General features: G+C 60.2%; 16 protein-coding genes and 1 pseudogene. 6 read left to right on the top strand and 11 right to left on the bottom strand.

All coding sequences use genetic code 11. The features are described 5' to 3' along the window. Positions 1-411: pseudogene (locus BZK31_RS12295) on the bottom strand (ATPase); the annotation flags it as partial. Positions 412-508: 97 nt separating this feature from the next. Next, entirely contained in the window at positions 509-1,297 is a 789-nt protein-coding gene (locus tag BZK31_RS12290) for a transporter substrate-binding domain-containing protein (protein ID WP_083183059.1), read from the bottom strand. A gap of 160 nt (positions 1,298-1,457) precedes the next feature. On the opposite strand from BZK31_RS12290, the gene BZK31_RS12285 reads away from it, so the two are divergent. Then, positions 1,458-1,754, top strand: a complete 297-nt coding sequence (locus tag BZK31_RS12285) for an ArsR/SmtB family transcription factor (protein ID WP_083183057.1) — start codon at positions 1,458-1,460, stop codon at positions 1,752-1,754. Between the two features lie 56 nt (positions 1,755-1,810). Then, the gene (locus BZK31_RS12280; RefSeq protein WP_083183055.1) at positions 1,811-2,821 is read left to right on the top strand and encodes a zinc-dependent alcohol dehydrogenase family protein; all 1,011 of its coding nucleotides are present in this window, start codon (positions 1,811-1,813) and stop codon (positions 2,819-2,821) included. Between the two features lie 78 nt (positions 2,822-2,899). Here BZK31_RS12280 and BZK31_RS12275 read toward each other — a convergent pair whose 3' ends face one another. Beyond that, positions 2,900-3,559: a hypothetical protein gene (locus BZK31_RS12275; RefSeq protein ID WP_083183053.1), complete on the bottom strand. Its 660-nt coding sequence runs from the start codon at positions 3,557-3,559 to the stop codon at positions 2,900-2,902. Positions 3,560-3,824: 265 nt separating this feature from the next. On the opposite strand from BZK31_RS12275, the gene sodC reads away from it, so the two are divergent. Further along, a complete protein-coding gene (sodC, locus tag BZK31_RS12270) occupies positions 3,825-4,343 on the top strand; it encodes a superoxide dismutase family protein (protein WP_083183052.1) in 519 nt (172 codons plus the stop codon). A 23-nt stretch (positions 4,344-4,366) separates the two neighbouring features. Here the strand turns inward: sodC and BZK31_RS12265 are convergent, their stop codons facing one another. The 3 genes from BZK31_RS12265 to BZK31_RS12255 form a co-directional block, all read right to left on the bottom strand. After that, entirely contained in the window at positions 4,367-5,578 is a 1,212-nt protein-coding gene (locus BZK31_RS12265) for an MFS transporter (RefSeq protein WP_083183050.1), read from the bottom strand. A 111-nt stretch (positions 5,579-5,689) separates the two neighbouring features. Continuing rightward, positions 5,690-6,409, bottom strand: a complete 720-nt coding sequence (locus tag BZK31_RS12260) for a carbonic anhydrase (protein WP_083183048.1) — start codon at positions 6,407-6,409, stop codon at positions 5,690-5,692. A gap of 206 nt (positions 6,410-6,615) precedes the next feature. Continuing rightward, positions 6,616-7,863: a DUF1835 domain-containing protein gene (locus tag BZK31_RS12255; protein ID WP_083183046.1), complete on the bottom strand. Its 1,248-nt coding sequence runs from the start codon at positions 7,861-7,863 to the stop codon at positions 6,616-6,618. A 232-nt stretch (positions 7,864-8,095) separates the two neighbouring features. Between BZK31_RS12255 and BZK31_RS12250 the strand changes: the two genes are divergently transcribed. Both BZK31_RS12250 and BZK31_RS12245 read left to right on the top strand, forming a co-directional pair. Beyond that, complete coding sequence (locus BZK31_RS12250; RefSeq protein WP_083183043.1) at positions 8,096-8,932, top strand: AraC family transcriptional regulator; 837 nt, start codon at positions 8,096-8,098, stop codon at positions 8,930-8,932. Between the two features lie 51 nt (positions 8,933-8,983). Next, positions 8,984-9,562: a LysE family translocator gene (locus tag BZK31_RS12245; protein ID WP_083183041.1), complete on the top strand. Its 579-nt coding sequence runs from the start codon at positions 8,984-8,986 to the stop codon at positions 9,560-9,562. 42 nt (positions 9,563-9,604) lie between these two features. Here the strand turns inward: BZK31_RS12245 and BZK31_RS12240 are convergent, their stop codons facing one another. Further along, the gene (locus BZK31_RS12240; protein ID WP_244182672.1) at positions 9,605-12,964 is read right to left on the bottom strand and encodes an ATP-binding response regulator; all 3,360 of its coding nucleotides are present in this window, start codon (positions 12,962-12,964) and stop codon (positions 9,605-9,607) included. Between the two features lie 300 nt (positions 12,965-13,264). Between BZK31_RS12240 and hmpA the strand changes: the two genes are divergently transcribed. Beyond that, positions 13,265-14,449: an NO-inducible flavohemoprotein gene (hmpA, locus tag BZK31_RS12235; protein ID WP_083183037.1), complete on the top strand. Its 1,185-nt coding sequence runs from the start codon at positions 13,265-13,267 to the stop codon at positions 14,447-14,449. Between the two features lie 3 nt (positions 14,450-14,452). Here the strand turns inward: hmpA and BZK31_RS12230 are convergent, their stop codons facing one another. The 4 genes from BZK31_RS12230 to BZK31_RS12215 all read right to left on the bottom strand — a co-directional run bounded on the left by BZK31_RS12230 (position 14,453) and on the right by BZK31_RS12215 (position 18,854). After that, a complete protein-coding gene (locus tag BZK31_RS12230) occupies positions 14,453-15,400 on the bottom strand; it encodes an alpha/beta hydrolase (RefSeq protein WP_083183035.1) in 948 nt (315 codons plus the stop codon). A gap of 275 nt (positions 15,401-15,675) precedes the next feature. Beyond that, positions 15,676-16,689 carry a transketolase family protein gene (locus BZK31_RS12225; protein ID WP_083183033.1) on the bottom strand — a complete coding sequence of 338 codons (1,014 nt, stop codon included), beginning with the start codon at positions 16,687-16,689 and terminating at the stop codon, positions 15,676-15,678. Beyond that, positions 16,686-17,534, bottom strand: a complete 849-nt coding sequence (locus tag BZK31_RS12220) for a transketolase (RefSeq protein ID WP_083183031.1) — start codon at positions 17,532-17,534, stop codon at positions 16,686-16,688. Before BZK31_RS12220 ends, BZK31_RS12225 begins: the two co-directional genes overlap by 4 nt. Positions 17,535-17,552: 18 nt before the next feature. Further along, positions 17,553-18,854 (bottom strand): MFS transporter, encoded by a 1,302-nt coding sequence (locus BZK31_RS12215; protein ID WP_083183029.1) that lies wholly within the window; start codon positions 18,852-18,854, stop codon positions 17,553-17,555. Positions 18,855-18,879: the final 25 nt, after the last annotated feature.

Here is an 18,879-nt window from a genome sequence, read left to right as displayed (position 1 = left end):
TCCAGACGTTTCCTTGCCCGGCTCTTTTATCGTCGGATCGAAAACGTCGATGTAGTCGTCCAGCTTGCGTTTGGCCTTGCGCAGCGCCGCCTGCGGGTCCTGGGCGTCGACCGCGTCATCTGCCGGGAAATCTGCGTCCGCATCCACCCATTCGCAGTCCGGGTGATGGTCGTAATGCGAGTTGGCGCGAAAGTGCGCAGCGACGAAAGTCGGGTTGTCCTGCGGCTTCACGTCATAGCGAACCCCGGTTACCTTCGCCCCCAAGGCCCGACAGGCTTCGTTCGAGCACAGAAACTCGAAGCGCTTGCGCGGCGGCTCCTGGGAAAAGTATTCGCGACGGGCGGCCGCGATGGACAGTTCCTGCTGCAGCTCGACGCAGAACGCGCGGGTGATGGGTCTGTTGGGCTTCATGCTCAGCGTAGCCTTCCTGAAAGGGTATTCTGCAACACGCTATTTCAGCCGACCCCGCCATGCAACTGTTGCCTGACGGGAATCGGCCGATGAAGGCTTATTGCGCAGGGACGGCCAGCCACTCACTGAGGGCCTGCTGATAAATGCCCGTGGCTTTGCTCAGGTGCAGCCATTGATCCACGTAAGCTTTCCAGGCCACGTCGTCGCGCGGCAACAGGTAGGCTTTTTCGCCGTACTGCATATAACGCGCAGGGTTCACTGCACACAATCCGGGCATGCGCTTTTGCTGATACAGCGCTTCGGAGGCGTCGGTGATCATCACGTCGGCTTTCTTGTCGAGCAGTTCCTGAAAGATGGTCTTGTTGTCGTGGAAGGCGATGGGCGCCTTGGGCAGATAGGCGCGTGCGAACGCTTCGTTGGTGCCACCGGCAGGTTCGATCAGGCGAACCGACGGCTGATTGATCTGCTCGACGGTCTGATACAGCGCCTGATCTTCACATCGCACCAGCGGAATTTTGCCGTCGACATCCAGCGTGCTGCTGAAGAAGGCTTTCTTCTGACGTTCAAGCGTGACCGAAATGCCGCCCATGCCGATGTCACACTTGCCCGCGATCATGTCCGGCATCAACGTTTTCCAGGTGGTAGGCACCCACTGCACGTTCACGCCCAGGCTTTTGGCCAGCGAGCGAGCCATGGTGATGTCGATGCCTTCGTACTCACCGTCTTCGCGCAGAGACGTGTAAGGCTTGTAATCGCCCGTGGTGCACACCGACAAATGACCGGCCTGGATCACCTTGTCCAGATGCGAGGGCGACTCCTGAGCCTGTGCCATTGTGGCCAGACTCAACAGAAGGGCGGCCGTGACGCTGTAGTTCGGTTTCATCATGAGGGTGGGTGCTCGTGAGGTCGTTGGTCTTGTTGGAAGCGCTAGAGTGCTTCATTTGCCGACGTGATGTGAAGCAGGAACGACGCCATGTCGCAGATCGGCATTGATCATGAAAAATGAAGGGTTGAACATTTCGTAAAAAAGCGTAACGTTGTGCCCCATGATACTTGAGCAGATCAAAGCGGTCGGTAATTACACACGCATGACGATCATGCAGTGGCTGAAAGACCCGCAAGCGCATTTCCCGCCCCAGGACCACGGTGATCCTGCGATAGGGGTGTGCGTCTCGCATATTCAGGCGAAGGCCAGCCTGTCGGCGTCCACCGCATCCGCTCATCTGGCGATCCTGCAACGCGCCGGGCTGGTCCAGGCGACCCGCATCGGCAAATGGACGTACTTTCGGCGTGATGAACAGGCCATTGACCGGTTCGCCGATCGGCTCAAGAAAGAGCTGTGAGTTTTACCCATACATTTCGTCATTTTGCGTAATGTTGAATTGATAGGAGATTTACCATGAGCAACACGACCATTTATGTGCAAGCCGGTGGCGGTTACGACCGCGTGATGGTGGGTGACAGTGAGGTGCTGGCACCCAAGGCCGGAGAAATCACCGTACGTTTGCACGCCAACTCGCTCAACTACCATGATTTCGCTGTGGTCAGCGGCATGTGGGGGCCTTCCGAATCGCGCATTCCCATGGCCGACGGCGCGGGTGTGGTGACGGCGGTAGGCGAGGGCGTCAGCGAGTTCAAGGTCGGCGACAGCGTGGTCAGCACCTTCTTCCCCGAGTGGCTGAGCGGTGAGCCGCTGGTCGAGGGGTTTGTCACTGTTCCGGGTGATGGCGTCGATGGCTATGCACGCGAGCAGGTCACGGCCCGTGCCACCTCATTCACCCTGGCGCCGCTGGGTTATACCCACGCAGAAGCCTCGACCCTGACGACTGCCGGTCTGACCGCCTGGCGTGCACTGATGGCCGATGACAATCTGAAGCCTGGCGACACCGTGCTGGTTCAAGGCACTGGTGGCGTGTCGATCTTCGCCTTGCAGTTTGCCAAGATGGCAGGTGCAACAGTGATCGCGACCTCGTCCAGCGACGAAAAACTGGAACGTCTGCAGGCCATGGGCGCCGATCACCTGATCAACTACCGCAAGGACAGCAACTGGGGCGAGACCGCCCGCAAACTGACCGGTGGACGCGGTGTGGACCACATCATTGACGTCGGCGGTCCTTCGACGCTGCAGCATTCGATGACCGCCGCACGAGTGGCTGGTCATATCTCGGTCATCGGCATCCTCAGCGGTGTGGCCGGCCAAATGGAATTCGTGCCGGCGCTGGTCAAGCAGTTGCGCATGCAGGGCGTGCTGGTCGGCAGCCGTGCCCAGCAGCAGGACATGATTCGCGCCATCGACGCCAACGGCATGCGTCCGGTCATGGACCGTTCGTTCCCGATGACCGATATCGTCGAAGCGTTCCGCTATCAGGAAACCAACCAGCATTTTGGCAAGATCTGCCTGGATATCTGAGGCGCACCGCTCGTTGCAAGCCCCCTGGATCAGGCTCCCGGTCGCCTGATCCAGGGGGCCGCATCGACGTTCAGCGGATCATGTATACAGCTCTTCGAGCGACGCCAATTGCTCTTCGATGAGCGTCATCTGCGATTCCCAGTCAGCCTGGGTTCTTTTCCAGGTTTCACCTTCGTGGGCATAGAGAAAGTCGACGATGGTGTGGGTGACCTTGCCTTTGCCAACGGCCCCGAAGGCTTCGGCGCTCAGCGCGCGGGCAAGCATGTCGAGCTGAGCGGCATGGTTCAGCCAGTGCCAGTGATCCTTGATCACCACTTTGTCGAGCAGGATGCATTGCTTCTTGAAGGCTTTGAGCGCCGTTCCCAGCGGGCTTGCTGCCAGCAGTGAGTCGATCCTGGCGGGATCGTGGCCGGATGTCTGATTGGCCGCGGGGCCGAAAAACCATTCGTTGAAGCCAATCTCGATTTCCCGAAACGCCACATTTGCGTCCCAGATGATACTCAGGGCTTTTTGCTGACGGGTTTCGCGCTTCCATGAGCCATAGGCCTTGAATACCACGCCGGCGATGCCGATCACCGCCAGCGCTTCACTCAGTGACGACGCCGCTTCGACGATGTAATAGGCATTGGCCGCACTGCCCGGCGATGTGCTGACGGCGGCGCTGTAAAAAACTGCGGCTACAACGACCACCAGCGCAAAACAGGCACTGTAGAACCCGAACGCGTAGGGGTCTTTCATTTGTCGTTTCAGCCTCATCGAAGAGGGTGATGCAGGGACACGATGTGTTTCAGGTTAGCCGAGGCCGGGCGTGTTTGCAGGACTGCCGGGCGGAGCACGCAAGGCGGTCGATTTATTTGCATCAAAACCCGCCTGGCTGTGGTCACACCCTTTGTCGTATCCATGGCGTTGTCAGGTAGCGCGCAGACGCGGGCGATAAACGGTCACTCTTTCGACCTGGACAGCGTTCACTTTCGATTTCCAGATCAAGGACGCATTGAATCCTATGAAACCCTATCTTTGGCTAGGCCTGCTGGGCATGTTTTCTGTCAGTGTTCAGGCAGCATCGCTGGACGTTCCCATTAATCTGGTCAGCGCAGACGGCGCGCCAAAACCCATCGGCACCGTAACGGTCAGCGAGACCGAGTACGGTCTGCTGTTCACCCCTAAACTCAGCGGTTTGCCTGCGGGTATTCATGGTTTCCATGTGCATGAAAACGGCAGTTGCGAGGCGGGCACTAAAGATGGCGTGAAGGTCGCTGCGCTGGCGGCAGGCGGTCATTTCGATCCGGCCAAGACCGGCAAGCACTTGGGGCCTTATGCCAATGGACATTTGGGCGACCTGCCTGCGCTGTACGTGATGGCCGACGGCACGGCGGATTATCCGGTGCTGGCGCCCCGTTTGAAGAAGCTTTCGCAAATCAAAGGCCATGCGCTGATGGTGCATGCCGGCGGCGATAACCATTCCGATCATCCGAAACCTCTGGGCGGTGGCGGTGATCGTGCGGCCTGTGGCGTGATTTAAGGTTGCAGTCTTCAGACTGACGATCAATCGACGGTCGGGCCGGCGGCGGCTTCTGACGCCGTACGGCCCGTAAAAAACCAGAGCGCAGAGCCGCCGATAAGGACGCTCAGCAGCCCCAGCGCCAGAATCACCCAGCGCGTTCCAAACGGCCCGGCGAGCAGGGCCACCATCAGACCCGCGAAGGGTTGCGACAGATTATTGAGCAGGGTCATGACGCCTACTGTCTTGCCAAAATCCTGTCGAGGGATTACCCGCTGGCGGATGCTGCGCAGGTAGACGTTGAACATTTTGTCGAAGCCCGCAATCAGCAGAAAGCCTGCCGCGTAACCACCAAGAGACGGGCTCAGTGCGCAGATCAGAGCCCCGGCGGCGATCATCGCGTATGACATCAGGCCCATTACGCGCATTGGCAGCGCCACACGCGCGAGAAAAAACAGGATCAGGATCGTTGCACCGGCAGCGGCCATCTGTAGGGTTGCGTAGCCATTCTTGTCGGCATGGTGTTCGCCGATCATCATGACCGCCGAGGTGGCCAGGGTCACGCCGACGATCAGGTTCACGCCCACTGCCAGCGTGACGACTTTTTTCAGCTCCGTCAGCCTGAGCAGATGCCCGACGGCGGTTTTCAGCGATTGCAGCGCGCTGGCGTGTGAGGGCTGGAACCCTTCAGCCAAGGATTCTCGGGTGCGATGCCAGATTCGCGTGGCTGCATCAGCCAGCACAAACAGACCGGCGCAGGCGATCACCACCCAATGCCATGCCCAGACGTCGAGCAGCAAGACCGCTACCAGTGGACCCACGACCAGCCCGGTCTGGTCCGCTATCTGCGAATACGACAGAGTACGCGTGTAGGTGTAACGCCGGAAAATGTGCGGCATCAACACTTCGCGGGCCATGACCCCTTGAGTGGTCAGCACGCCGCAGAGGGCCGAAAGCAGGATCAGCCAGACAAGACCGCCGAACAGTCCATACAGGGCCATCGCGATCACGCACAGCAGCGCCCGATATGCCTGACTGATATGTAGAAGTCTGACGGGAGAAAATCTGTCGCACAGCGCCCCGCAGATCGGAAACGCCAGAAAACGTGGCAGCGACTCGGCGAAAAAGGCCAGTCCCGCCCATGACACGCTGTTGGTGGTTTGAAACACGACCAGTGGAACGATAAAAAGAAGAATCTGGTCTGCCAGCCGTGACAGAAACAGAGCACTGAAAAACGCCAGATAATCCTTGCTCACGCAACGCTCCTGTTGGCGTGTGATCGGGTCCTCATGCTGCCTTCCTGTTCAAGGGAGGCGCAATCCTTGCGCTTGGATCTGTCCGGACTCAATCGTTGACGCGAGCAAACATCAGACGTCGAAGAAATCGACCTTACCGTTTTCCAGGGTGTAGTAAGCGCCGACGACCTTGACCTTGCCTTCCTTGATCGGGTTCATCAGGGCGGGTTCGGAGGCGGAGCGCAGGCGCGCTACGGTACGCTGGATGTTGCTCTTGACCGAATCCTCGAGCAGGCTCTTGCTCTTTTTCGACTTGGCGGTCAGTACTGCCGGGATAATCGGCTCGATCATCTGGCCAATCGCGCCCTGGTAAATCGTGTTGTCCTCGACCACCGAAACGGCCGCAGCGACAGCACCGCATTTTTCGTGGCCCATAACGACCACTAACGGCACGCCCAACTGGCTGACGCCGTATTCGATCGAACCCAAGGCCGCGGTATCGACGGTGTTGCCGGCGTTACGCACGATGAACAGCTCGCCCAGACCGCGGCCGAACAGCAGCTCTGGCGGAACGCGCGAATCCGAGCAGGAGATCAGGATGCAGAACGGCGTCTGCCCTTTGGCGATTTCCAGACGACGGTCGCGGTTACGTTCAACGTCAATGGTCTTGTCTGTCATGAACGCGTCGTTACCGTCGCGCAAAGCTTTCAACGCCTGGTCGGCGGTCAGGTTGGTACGCGGTGAAGCAGGGGATGCGGCGTTGGCGATGGACGGCATTTCCATCAGGGCGGCAGCTACCGGAAGGCAGCAGGCACCTTGAAGAATCTTGCGGCGGGACAAGGACGAATTCATATAAAGCCTCGGGCTTGATAACTGTCGATAGGAGGTGAGAATCCTGTACCTGAGATGCTCGAAATCCGGGTACAGAATCCGTTCACTTCATACAGTTAATGGAATTTATTTTCCAATTGTATTTATGTTTTTCCGATACAAATGATTCGCACTGGCCAGCTCTGCCAGCGCCATGCGCCGACAGAGCGGTTTGCAACAATCGCTGCCTAGCGGTGCCACACGGGCTGGTTATGGGCGTCAATCGCCCAGTGGGGCTGGCCCGGACGGATACACACACCGCCGATCCAGCGCGTGTGTACGGCGTGATCCGGCCAGTAATCTTTGGCTTCCAGCACACGCTGGCCCAGAGCGGTGAGCGTTAACGAGCGGTGCGGCCATTGCAGATGTGTTTCTATTTCTTTCAGCAGCGGGTTTGGCGAATCGATCAATGGGCGCAACAGAGCGTGAAACATCAAGTCGCCGAGAAACGGTAATGGCTCGCGCTTGCCGGTCAGTTCTGCAAACACCCGCCCAAACGTTGCCTGACCGGTTTCGCTGAGGTACTGCAATGAAAGCCGCTCGGTAAGCGACAGGCCGTCGTCACACCCTGGTAATTCCTGAAGTTGACGCAACAGCGCTGGCGCCAGTAACGACAACGGCATGTGCGTATTGTGGGCCAGCGCGGCCAGTTCAACCGGTGAGGCATCGCAGTAAGCCAGCCATACCTGGCGTGCGCAGGTCAGCATGGCTTGGGTCACCGGTTTGCGCTGCGGCCACAGCCAGGCCAGTACGTCAGGCGCAAGCTGTCCAATGCCGATGAACCGTTCGACGCCTGGCACCTCAGCCACCTCGATCAGTTCCAGGCGCGGCGGTAACCGGTCGATACCGGCCAGCGCCCGCACCAGGAACAGTTGATCGTAGGCATCCGCTTCGCACCACAACACGTTGTGATGATCACTGCTCAGTCGTTGCAGGCGGTTGTACTCATCATCCATTCGGCGTGCCGCCTCAGCAGGCTCCAGGCCAAACGCTTGATGGATGAAGCTACTGCGCAATGCCCGATAATCTGCGTCAGGCAGGTTCTGCACCGGCCCCATGCACAGCGGATCGCTGAGCATCTGAAGCGATCCTTTGAAACCGGCCAGTTGCAGGCTGTGGGCAATGTCGTTGCCGCACCGCCAGTGCAGGGTCCGGGCTTCATCGCTGGCGTCGAAATCCGGATGTTGCGCGGCAAAGGCGATGGCATCGACATGGGCTTTGAGCCTGGGCCAACTGCTGAAGCCCAGTTCCCGAGCGATCAGCCATTGAGCGTCTGACAACGTCGACGCGGGCGGGCGGCCTGGTACAGCGAACAGCGCGAGTTGCTCGTCAGCGGTGCCTTGCTTCATGCGCCGCAACAGCTCTTTGGCGCGCTTGCGTTGCTGTTCGAGGTTGATACGGCCGTCGTGGGACGAAGACGTGGTATTGCTGGACATACGATCTCCTTGCATACCTTGTCCGCCTGAAGGTTGGGAGTCGTAGTGACAAGAGGGTGAATCAGTGTCCTGGGCGCAGCCCTTTCCGCGGATGGAGGCGTGGAGGCGCCGAGCGGAAATATAGACGAACGCCGTTCTGCGCACAAACCTTCTAGACTTTGTGGCGCCATGGCGCGATAACGACAGGCAACGTCATTCATCATGTCAATCAAGCGGCCCGCTCAGGTCACCCATGAAGTCAGCCAACTGGATCGATCTCGCTCAAGACCACGACACCGGCATCGAGACGTTGCGTGCGCATTTTCGCGGTCATGCCTACGACCCTCACTGGCATGACAGCTATCTGGTGGGTGTAACCGAACAGGGCGTGCAGCAGTTTCATTGTCGGCGCAAGCGGCACGCCAGTACGTCAGGCCAGGTGTTCATGCTCGAACCCGGCGAAGTGCATGACGGCGATGCGCCCGATGCCGAGGGCTTCACCTATCGCATGCTGTATCTCGATCCGCACTGGATCGCCCTTGAGTTGAGCTCGATGTTCGAGGATGCGCCTGCCAATTATCAGCCCGGCTTTGCCCGCACACTGGTACGCGATCCCCAACTGGCGCAGGCTACTTTGTTCGCATTTTCGGCGCTGCACAGCCATGAGCCGCGTATCGTTCGGCAGAGTGCACTCGATGGGTTGCTGGAACGGTTGACCGCTCAGGTGCACTGGCGCGTCAGGCACGAGCATGACCCGCGCCTGCCGCAGATCGCCTTGCGCGCCCGCGATTACCTGCACGCGCATTTTCGACGTGATCTGGGGCTGGATGAGTTGGCAGTGGCCTGTGGCGTGGACCGCTTTCGGCTGACCCGCGCATTCAAGGCCGCCTTTGGCCTGCCGCCGCACGCGTATCTGGTGCAACTGCGGCTGTCGATGGCGCGAAGGCTGCTGGCACGCGGCGCTCAGCCCGTTACGGTGGCCAGCGATCTGGGGTTTGCCGATCAGAGCCATCTTGGACGCTGGTTTCTGCGCGCCTACGGCCTGACCCCGGCGGCGTATCGCACGCGGTGCACAGACCTTCCAGACTGATACGGCACAGTGCGCGAGCATGAGGACCTGTCATTCTGGAGGTCTTGAGTCATGCTGTCCTTTCTGCTGTTCGCGTTCGTGGCATCGATCACACCCGGTCCTACCAACTTGCTGGTGCTGAGCAACAGCGCCCGTTATGGCTTGAAAGCCAGTCTGCCGATCATTCTCGGTGCCTGCATGGGCGCCGCAGCGCTGGTGTTGCTGGTGTTGCTGGTGGGCACCGGCGTCGGCCGATCGCTGATGCAGTTGCCCGCTGTGCAGCCCGTGATGTCGGCCGTCGGGGTCGGCTGGTTGACCTGGCTGGCCTGGAAGATCTTCAGCAGTCCTGTCGGGCCGATCAAGCAAGACGACAGCCGACCGCGTCTGGGATTCGTCGGTGCGGCGGGCCTGCAGGTGGTCAACCCCAAGACGTGGATGATGGCGCTGGCCGTGGTCAGTGTGTTCAGTCAGGGCACGGTACCCCATCTGGCGCTGGCGTTCCTTCTGGTGTCGCTGCCATGTATGGCGTGCTGGGCGCTGCTCGGCGTGGGGTCGGCACGGCTGCTGGGGGCGGGGCAGGCCATGCAGTGGCTGAACAGAGGGATGGCGGTCTTGCTGCTGGTGTCGGCCTGGGCCGCATATTTGCGCTGAAAGACGGATGCGTCCGGCTATAACGTCAGACGCCTCCTTTTTTCAGGCGTGAAAGGTCCGGTCGAGCTGTTCGCGCACGCTGCCAAGCAAGTCCGAGTAGGTGAACGGTTTGGCCAGCGACGGCCAGTCGATTTCCAGCGTCGCGTAACCAGTGATGACCAGCACGGGCATGTCCTTGACCAGAGTCATGGCACGTGTCGCCAGTTCCGAACCGTCGATGCCGGGCATCTTGAAGTCGGTCAGCAACAGGTCGGGGCGCAAGCCCTGCCGCATCAGTTCGAGTGCCTGCTCGCCGGAAGACGCTTCGGTCAGCGTGTAGCCTTCGTCCACGAGCATCTCCATGATGGTCATACGCACCAGGTCTTCATCGTCGACGACCAGAATCGAGGCGGCCCTGGAGGCGGACTGCGGGCCGGATAGGGGCGGGTGCTCATCGCCCGTCACTGCGTCGCTGGCTTGCAGGAACATATGAACCTGGGTGCCGACACCCGGTTCGCTGTCGATCTGCAGGTAGCCGCCCATTTGCGCCACGACGCCATGGACCATCGACAAGCCAAGGCCCGTTCCCTTGCTGCCCTTGGTGGAGAAGAACGGCTCGATGGCGCGAGTCCGTGTCTCTTCATCCATGCCAATGCCCTCGTCGATCACGCTGATCTTCAGGTAGTTACCTGTCGGAATATCGCCCTGTGCCCGCGATTCGGACAGCTTGACGTGCAGCACGCCACCTTCGGGCATGGCATCGCGAGCGTTGAGGCAGAGATTGAGCAGGGCCAGTTCCACTTGATTGCCGTCGATCAACGCCAGTTGCCGGACCGGCTCCAGTTCCAGAAACAGCTCGACATGCGGCTCGATCGACTGCTTGAGCAGGTCCTGCATGTTCAGCACAAGCTGGCTCAAATCGGTCGGACGCGGTGTCAGCGTCTGCTTGCGGGCAAAGGCCAGCAGACGGCTGACCAATACCTTGGCGCGCTCGGCGGACTGCAGACCCGCATTGGCCATACGAACCGCACGCGGATCGCCTTCGACCCGACGCCTGAGAATATCCAGGCTGGTGAAGATCGGGGTCAGCAGGTTGTTGAAATCATGCGCCACGCCGCCAGTCAACTGGCCGATGGTTTCCATTTTCTGCATCTGGTGGAACTGCACGATCAGCGCTTCGCGTTCGCGGCTGGCTTTTTCCAGCAGGTCGCGCTCGCGCTGTTCGGCGTCCTGACGCTGTCTTGCCAGCCTCACCGCGCCATCGATTCGGGCGCGCAGTTCACGTGCGTTGAAGGGCTTGACCAGATAGTCGTCTGCGCCAGCCTTGAGACCCTCCACGCGCGCTTCTTCACCCGCCCGCGCAGACAGCAGAATGAAGACCGAATTGCTCAGGACGGGATCGTTGCGCACTGCGTCGAGGAGGGCGAAACCGTCCAGCCCCGGCATCATGACATCGCTCAGGAACAGGTCCGGCCTGATCGCTCTGGCCGCTTCCAGCGCCTTGAGCCCGTTATCGACCGCGATGACTTCATAGCCGCCATCTTCCAGAATGCGTTTGATGTAGCCGCGCATGTCGGCGTTGTCATCGGCCAGCAGAATTTTCGCCGGAGTGCGTTCGCCGATCTCGCCGGGCGTGAGCGCTGTGTGTTGGTCGATGTCGAACCCATCGGCTAGCCAGCGCAGGGCTTCCTCGACATAGGCCTGGGTTCTGATGCCGGTCGACAGTAACGTGTGCTCGGCGTCGATGCGGTCTTTGGGTAAATGTTCGCAGCCCAGAGGAATTGTCACCGTGAAGGTCGTGCCGACGCCGGACTCGCTGTCCAGGGTAATCGTCCCGCCGTGCAGCCTGACCAGTTCGTCCACCAGCGACAGGCCGATGCCGGTGCCTTCGAAGGTGCGGCCTTCCTGATTTTCGATGCGGTGGAAACGCTGGAACACCAGCGCCTGCTGATCCTGCGCGATCCCCACGCCGGTGTCGCTGACCTTCAGCACCGCCGCGTTGGTGCCCCGGTCCATGCCGATTCGAATACGGCCGCTGAGCGTGTATTTGAAGGCATTGGACACCAGGTTGAGGACGATCTTTTCCCACATTTCCCGATCCACATACACCGGTTCGGACAAGGGGCTGCAGTCGATTTCAAATGTCAGCCCGGCGCGCTCGCAGGCCGAGCGGAAGTTACTGGCCAGCTCCGCGGTCAGGCTGCCCAGATCGACGGGCTGAAAGCTGGCTTCGGTGCGGCCCGACTCCAGCCGGGCGAAGTCGAGCAGCGAGTTGACCAGCTTGAGCAGTCGCAGCGCGTTGCGGTGGGCGACGGTCAGGCGTTCCTGCTGGGTGTCGGATAACCCGTCAGGCTGCATCAGCGCGTCTTCGAGCGGGCCGAGCATCAACGTCAGTGGGGTTCTGAACTCATGGCTGACATTGGAGAAGAAGTTGATTTTGGCCTTGTCGAGGGCTGCCAGCGCTTCGACACGATCGCGCTCCTCCTGATAGGTTTTCGCGTTGGCGTAACCCGCTGCCAGCGTCGCCATCAACAGGCTGTAGAACACGCGATACGCATCGTTCATCGGCAGTCTGGCGCTTGCGCCTGCCACCACCATCGCGATGGGCCGTTCAACACCTGGAACACGCACCGGCAGCAGGAAGGCCTGGTCAGGTGCTTCGTCATACGGACCACAGGTCACGCCTTTGAACAACCTGCTCAAATCGCTGACGCCGAGTGCTTCCGAGGCTTCCATGGCCTGCTGAAAGGGCAGCGGCGCTCGCGTCTGAGCGCTGATCCGGGTCGGCATGACCTGCGTGTCGGCGATTCCGCGCTGGGCCGCGCATGTGTAGCTGTCGTCTTCCGGATTCAGTTGATAAAACACCAGAAACGGCAGGTCCAGGTCATAGGCTTGCAGTGACGCCAGCGCGACGGCGGCGATGTCGGCCGTGGATTTCACTTCCGCCATGTCAGCGTTTAGATCACGCAGCGCCCTGGTGCGGCGTTCGCTGAGGATCGTTGCCGTGGTTTCGGTCACTGGATGAAACAGGCCGCCGATGCCGCCGCTTTCGTCGCGGATCGGGCTGGTGGAAAAGGTAAAGAAGGTTTCCTCCAGATAGCCATTGCGCGACAGGAACATGCGCTGGTTTTCCAGAAACGAGGTATTGCCCGCCAGCGCATTGGCGAAAGGCTCGCCGATGGCCGGCCATGCGGATGCCCAGGTTACCGTATACGGCTCGCCCAGCGCCTGAGGGTGCGAGGCGCCGCAGAGCAGCAGATACCCGTCGTTGTAGATCTGGACGTGTTCGGGTCCCCAAATGATGTTGATCGGGAAGTTCGACGCCAGGCACAGGCTGACAGTGGTCTTCAGGCTCTGCGGCCAGTGTTCGATTGGCCCGAGTGGCGTGAGGGACCAGTCCTTGTTGCGAATCAGAGTGGCCATCTCTCCGTCCCCTACAAGAAAGGCTGCAGGGCCTTTGGGGTCGACAGGGGAATTCATGGGTGAGGGCGACTCCACAAAATAGATGCGCAATGAATAGGAATATTCTGGCTCATTGGCTGGGGTTCTACCACTCATTCGATGGGATTGGTCGTATTGACTTCGTTTTAAACGGATTGAGTCATTTTGACTGAGTCATTTTGACTTTTAGTTTTATTAGCATTCTGATTTAAAAGGGTTTTTAAGGTGGCACGCGGGTTGCGTAAGTCCGTTCAATCTCATTGCACATACTGGAGTGACCCCATGCTTGGCACTGCTCAACGCGACATCGTCAAAGCAACCGTTCCGATCCTGGAAACCGGCGGCGAGGCGCTTACCACGCACTTCTACCAGCTCATGTTGCGCAACTATCCCGAAGTGCGTCCGTTGTTCAATCAGGCCAACCAGGCCAACGGCGCTCAACCCCGCGCACTGGCCAACGCGGTGTTGATGTACGCACGCAACATCGACCGTCTGGAAAACCTCGGTCCGCTCGCCAGCCAGATCATTAACAAACACGTCGCATTGCAGATCTTGCCCGAACATTACCCTATCGTCGGAACGTGCCTGTTGCAGGCGATACGCGAAGTGTTGGGTGCCGAAACGGCTACTGACGAAGTGATCGCTGCATGGGGCGCGGCGTATCAGCAACTCGCTGACATCCTTATCGGCGCCGAGCACGAAGTGTACGAAAGCATCGCCGCCGCTCCAGGCGGCTGGCGTGGCGGGCGGGCGTTCAAAGTGAAAGCGAAAACCCCGGAAAGCGACGAGATCACCTCGTTCTATCTCGAGCCCGTGGACGGTCAGCCTGTCATTGCGCATAAGGCCGGTCAGTACATCGGCCTGCGTCTGATCGTGAATGGTCAGGAAGTCCGTCGTAATTACTCGCTGTCGGCCGCATCGACAGGCACTGGCTATCGCATCAGCGTCAAGAAAGAAGTGGGCGGGGTGGCTTCGAATTACCTGCATGAGCAGGTTAAAGCGGGTGATGAACTGGAGCTGTTTCCGCCGTCCGGCGAGTTCACGCTGATCGAAGGCAGCAAGCCGCTGGTGTTGATCAGTGGCGGTGTCGGCATCACGCCCACCCTGGCGATGGCCGAAGCGGCTTTGGAGGCTGGCGGTCGGGATGTGGTGTTCATCCACTACGCGCGCAATGCCGGGGCGCATGCATTTCAGGCCGTGCTCAAGGATTGGCAGGCACGCTATCGGCAGTTCCGCGCCCATGTTGTCTACAACGATACGGTTGCTGATCCTGCCCAGCCCACTGCTGTTGGCCTGCCTGCCGTCGAGCATCTGCAACAGTGGCTTCCTGCGGACCGGGACGTCGAAGCTTACTTCCTCGGCCCCAAACCGTTCATGGCGTTCATCAAGCGGGCGCTGCACGATCTGGGTATCCCGGACGAGCAGAGTCATTACGAATTCTTCGGCCCGGCTGAAGCGCTGATTTAGTGGCTACAACGTGCCCTTGTCTGCGCACAGGCAGGCGAGGGCGCGGGTGATGTCCTGTTTTAGCTGCCTGGTCTGGCGGCCCGGATACTGATCGAACATGTGCGGCACGCCGGGGTACATGTGCAACTCCACCGGCACGCCGGATCTGGAAAGCTTGAGTGCGAAGGCGACGTTTTCTTCCAGAAACAGATCGAGCGCGCCGACGCTGATGAAGCTTGGCGGCAGACCTGTCAGGTCATTGGCCAATGCGGGTGAAAACAGCGCTGTTCGATCATCGTTCAGTGCGTACGCACCTTGCAGGCATTCCCAGCAGAACCGGTTCGCTTCACGGGTCCAGCTCAGGGTTCCGGTGGTCGGGTTGCTATCTGACGAAGCGGCCGTGCCGGTGCGGTGGTCCAGCATCGGATAAACCATCAACAGCCCGGCCAGCCGATACTGGTTTCTGTCCCGCGCCATGATCGACACGGCAGCAGCCAGGCCGCCGCCTGCGCTGTGGCCCATGACCATTACCTGTCGCGTATCAACGCCGAGTGCCAGCCCTTCGTTGAATATCCAGGCCAACGCCGCGTAGCAATCTTCCAGAGGTAGGGGGAAAGGGTGTTCGGGGGCGAGGCGATAATCGACGGCCACGATCAGGACGTTCAGCTCACTGGCCAGATCGGCCAGATAATCGTCAGCCATCTCAGGACGGCCCAGCACGAAACCGCCGCCGTGGATGTACAGCAGCGTTGCACGTTTTTGTGCAGGGTCGAGGCTGTGCGCCGGGCGATAGATGCACAGCCTGATCCGGTCGTTCTGCGTCCAGTGCTGCTCGTGCCGGGCCTCGTCAGGTTGTTTCCAGGCGGCCTCGATACGGCGTCTGATCGCTGGCAGGTTATCGAGCGTCCAGACACTTGAAGGCTCATCGAGAAAAGCGTTGTAGGCGGGGTCGAGCAGGTGGTGGGTATTCATCGCTCAGTCTCTTCAAAAAGCGCAGCAGACATCGGGGTGTGGAAGATGCCCCTATGTCTTTGACACGGCGCTGTCTTGCAGCAAAGCTGGCAGGAGCGGACCTGTCCGCGAAAAGGCCTGTACATCCGACGAATATTCACCGACTGAAATACAGTATTCGCGGATAAGTTGGCTCCCACCCGTCAGGTTTCTTCAGTGGGTTATGTGTTTTTGACAAGGGGCTGCTGTGAGAGGGCGCTGTCCCTCACAGTCCAGCACAGTCCAGTATCCGACCGCTACAGCCACGCCTTTATTTGCGCACAGACGGCTGGCGTGGAAATGCCATAGCGATCGTGCAGTGTCGGCAGGGTACCCGCATCCAGAAATGCGTCTGGCAGTGCGATCTGTCTGAAGGTCGGCGTGACGCCATTGCGCAGCAGCACGGTCGCCACCGCTTCGCCCAATCCGCCGATGACCGAATGGTTTTCCGCCGTCACCACCAGCCGCCCCGGCTTTCTCGCTTCGGCCAGAATGGTCTGTTCGTCGAGCGGCTTGATGGTCGGCACATGCAGCACCGCCACATCGACGCCATCGGCCTGCAATGCCTTGGCCGCTTCAAGTGCACGCATGGTCATCAGGCCGGTGGCGATGATCAGCACATCGTTGCCGGTGCGCAGGGTCTTGGCCTTGCCGATCTCGAATTGATAGCCGTATTCGTCGAGCACCAATGGAACGTTGCCACGCAACAGGCGCATATACACCGGCCCCTGATGCGCCGCGATGGCCGGTACGGCCTGTTCGATTTCCAGCGCATCACACGGGTCAACGATCATGAGGTTGGGCATGGCGCGAAAGATCGCCAGGTCGTCCGTGGCCTGATGGCTGGGGCCATAACCGGTGGTCAGGCCTGGCAAGCCGCAGACGATCTTGACGTTGAGGTTTTCCTCGGCAATCGCCATGCAGATGAAGTCGTAGGCCCGACGCGACGCGAACACCGCGTAGGTCGTCGCAAACGGCACGCAGCCTTCACGAGCCATACCGGCAGCGGCACTCATCAGCAATTGCTCGGCCATGCCCATCTGGTAGAAGCGATCGGGATGGGTTTTGGCGAAGATGTGCAGGTCGGTGTATTTGGACAAGTCCGCCGACAGCCCGACAATGTCTGGCCGTTGATCCGCCAGTGCCGCGAGCGCATGGCCGAACGGGGCAGGGCGAGTCGCCTGACCTTCGGCGGCAATCGAGGCAATCATCGCCGAGGTGGTGAGTTTTTTCTTCACGGCCGGTGCCGGGTTTTGGTTGGCAGCGCTCATAGGGTTTTTTCCTCGTCGAGGTTGTTCAGTGCAAGGTCCCATTCGTGTTCGTCGACGCGGATGAAATGGGTCTTTTCGCGGGTTTCCAGAAAGGGCACGCCTTTACCCATTTTCGTGTCGCAGATGATCACCCGGGGCTGCGCACCTCGATGCTGACGCGCCGCGTCGAAAGCGGCGACCAGTGCGGTGAGGTCGTTGCCATCGACCCGTTGGGTGAACCAGCCGAACGCCTGCCAGCGATCGACGATGGGCTCAAAGGCCAGCACTTCGCTGGAATGGCCGTCGGCTTGCTGGTTGTTCACGTCGATGATCGCGATCAGGTTGTCCAGCTTCCAGTGCGAAGCCGACATCGCCGCCTCCCATGTCGAACCTTCGTTCAGTTCGCCGTCCGAGAGCAGGTTGTAGACGAACGACTCCGAGCCTTTGCGCTTGAGCCCCAGGCAGGCGCCCACCGCGATGCCCAGGCCATGGCCGAGCGAGCCGCCGGTGATTTCCATGCCTGGCGTGTAGGCCGCCATCCCCGACATAGGCAGGCGACTGTCATCCGAACCGTAGGTTTCCAGCTCGTCCAGCGGGATGATTTCAGCTTCGATCAAGGCCGCATACAGGGCGATAGCGTAGTGGCCGATCGACAGGTAGAAGCGGTCGCGCTGTTCCCATTCCGGGGTGTCCGGCTGGTAGCTCATGGCGTGGAAATAGGACACCGCCAGCAGATCGGCCGCGCCCAGCGCCTGACCAACGTAGCCTTGGCCCTGAACCTGGCCCATGCGCAACGCATGGCGGCGAATGTTATGGGCACGTTGTGCCAGTGACGTGGATGAGGCAGATAACGTTTGGGTTGTCATGGTGATGACTCCGAGAACTCAACGATTGACCGAAGCGGCAGGAATACGCAGGACCAGGCACGCGCCCATGAGCAGCACACCGGTGATCAGGTACATGCCGATGGCGCTGGAGCCGGTGCTGGTCGTGATCCAGCCGATCAGGTAGGGCGAGCAGAAACCCGCCAGGTTGGCGAAGCTGTTGATGCCGGCGATACCGGCGGCTGCGGACACGCCGCCGAGCAGCGTGGTGGGCAGCATCCAGAACAGCGAAGACGCCGAGAGCACGCCCGCGGCCGCCAGACACAGGCTCAGCACCGAAAGCAGCAGACTGCCGCCGAAAGCCGCCGCCAGGCTAAGGCCCAGTGCACCGGCAATCATCGGGGCGACGAGGTGCCAGCGGCGCTCGCGGTGCTTGTCGCCGCTGCGGCCCATCAACAGCATGGCGACGATGGCGCACAGGTAAGGCACGCTGGTCATCAGGCCGATGTGCAGCGGATCGGCAAGCCCGGCGTTGCGGATCAGGGTCGGCAGCCAGAAGGTAATGGCGTACTGGCCCATCACGACGCAGAAGTAGATGCAGGCCAGCAGCCATAAACGACGGTCACGAATGAACGCACCGACCGAGGCGTGTACGACCTTCTGGCTGTTATCTTCAGCCAGCTCCTTGTTGATCAGTTCTTTCTCGTCATCGGTGAGCCAGGTCGCCTGATGCACGCCGTCTTTCAGGTAAGCCAGCACCATCAGGCCGACGATCACCGTAGGAATGGCTTCGATCACGAACATCCACTGCCAGCCCGCCCAGCCGTGAAAGCCTGCGAACCTGGCCATGATGAAGCCCGACAGCGGACCGCCGATCATCCCGGACAATGGAATGGCGATGAACCACAGCACGGTCATGCGCGCACGGCGATAGGACGGAAACCAGTAAGTCAGGTAAAGCAGCAGGCCCGGCGCCAGACCGGCTTCGGCGACCCCGAGCAGAAAGCGCAGGGCGTAGAACTGCCAGGCGGTTTCGACGAAGGCGAAGAGGGCGGAAATGATGCCCCAGGAAATCATGATGCGGGCGATCCAGCGGCGCGCGCCGACGCGATGCAGGATCAGGTTGCTGGGCACTTCGCAGAGAAAATAGCCGATGAAGAACATGCCGGCGCCCAGGCCATAGACGGCTTCGCTGAAGGCCAGGTCATTCATCATGGTCAGCTTGGCGAAACCGACATTGACCCGATCCAGGTAGGCACACAGGTAGCACAACATCAGGAACGGCATCAGTCGCCAGGCCGTCTTGCGGTAGGCATTGGCACGGGCAGTCGAGACCGCGTCGAGAGTCATGGTGGTTATCATGATGGTCTGATCTCTTGTTTTTATA

This window comes from Pseudomonas floridensis (assembly GCF_002087235.1).
Lineage (GTDB): Bacteria > Pseudomonadota > Gammaproteobacteria > Pseudomonadales > Pseudomonadaceae > Aquipseudomonas > Aquipseudomonas floridensis.
Note: the sequence above shows the minus strand (reverse complement) of the source record. Positions and strands in the feature narration are given on the sequence as shown.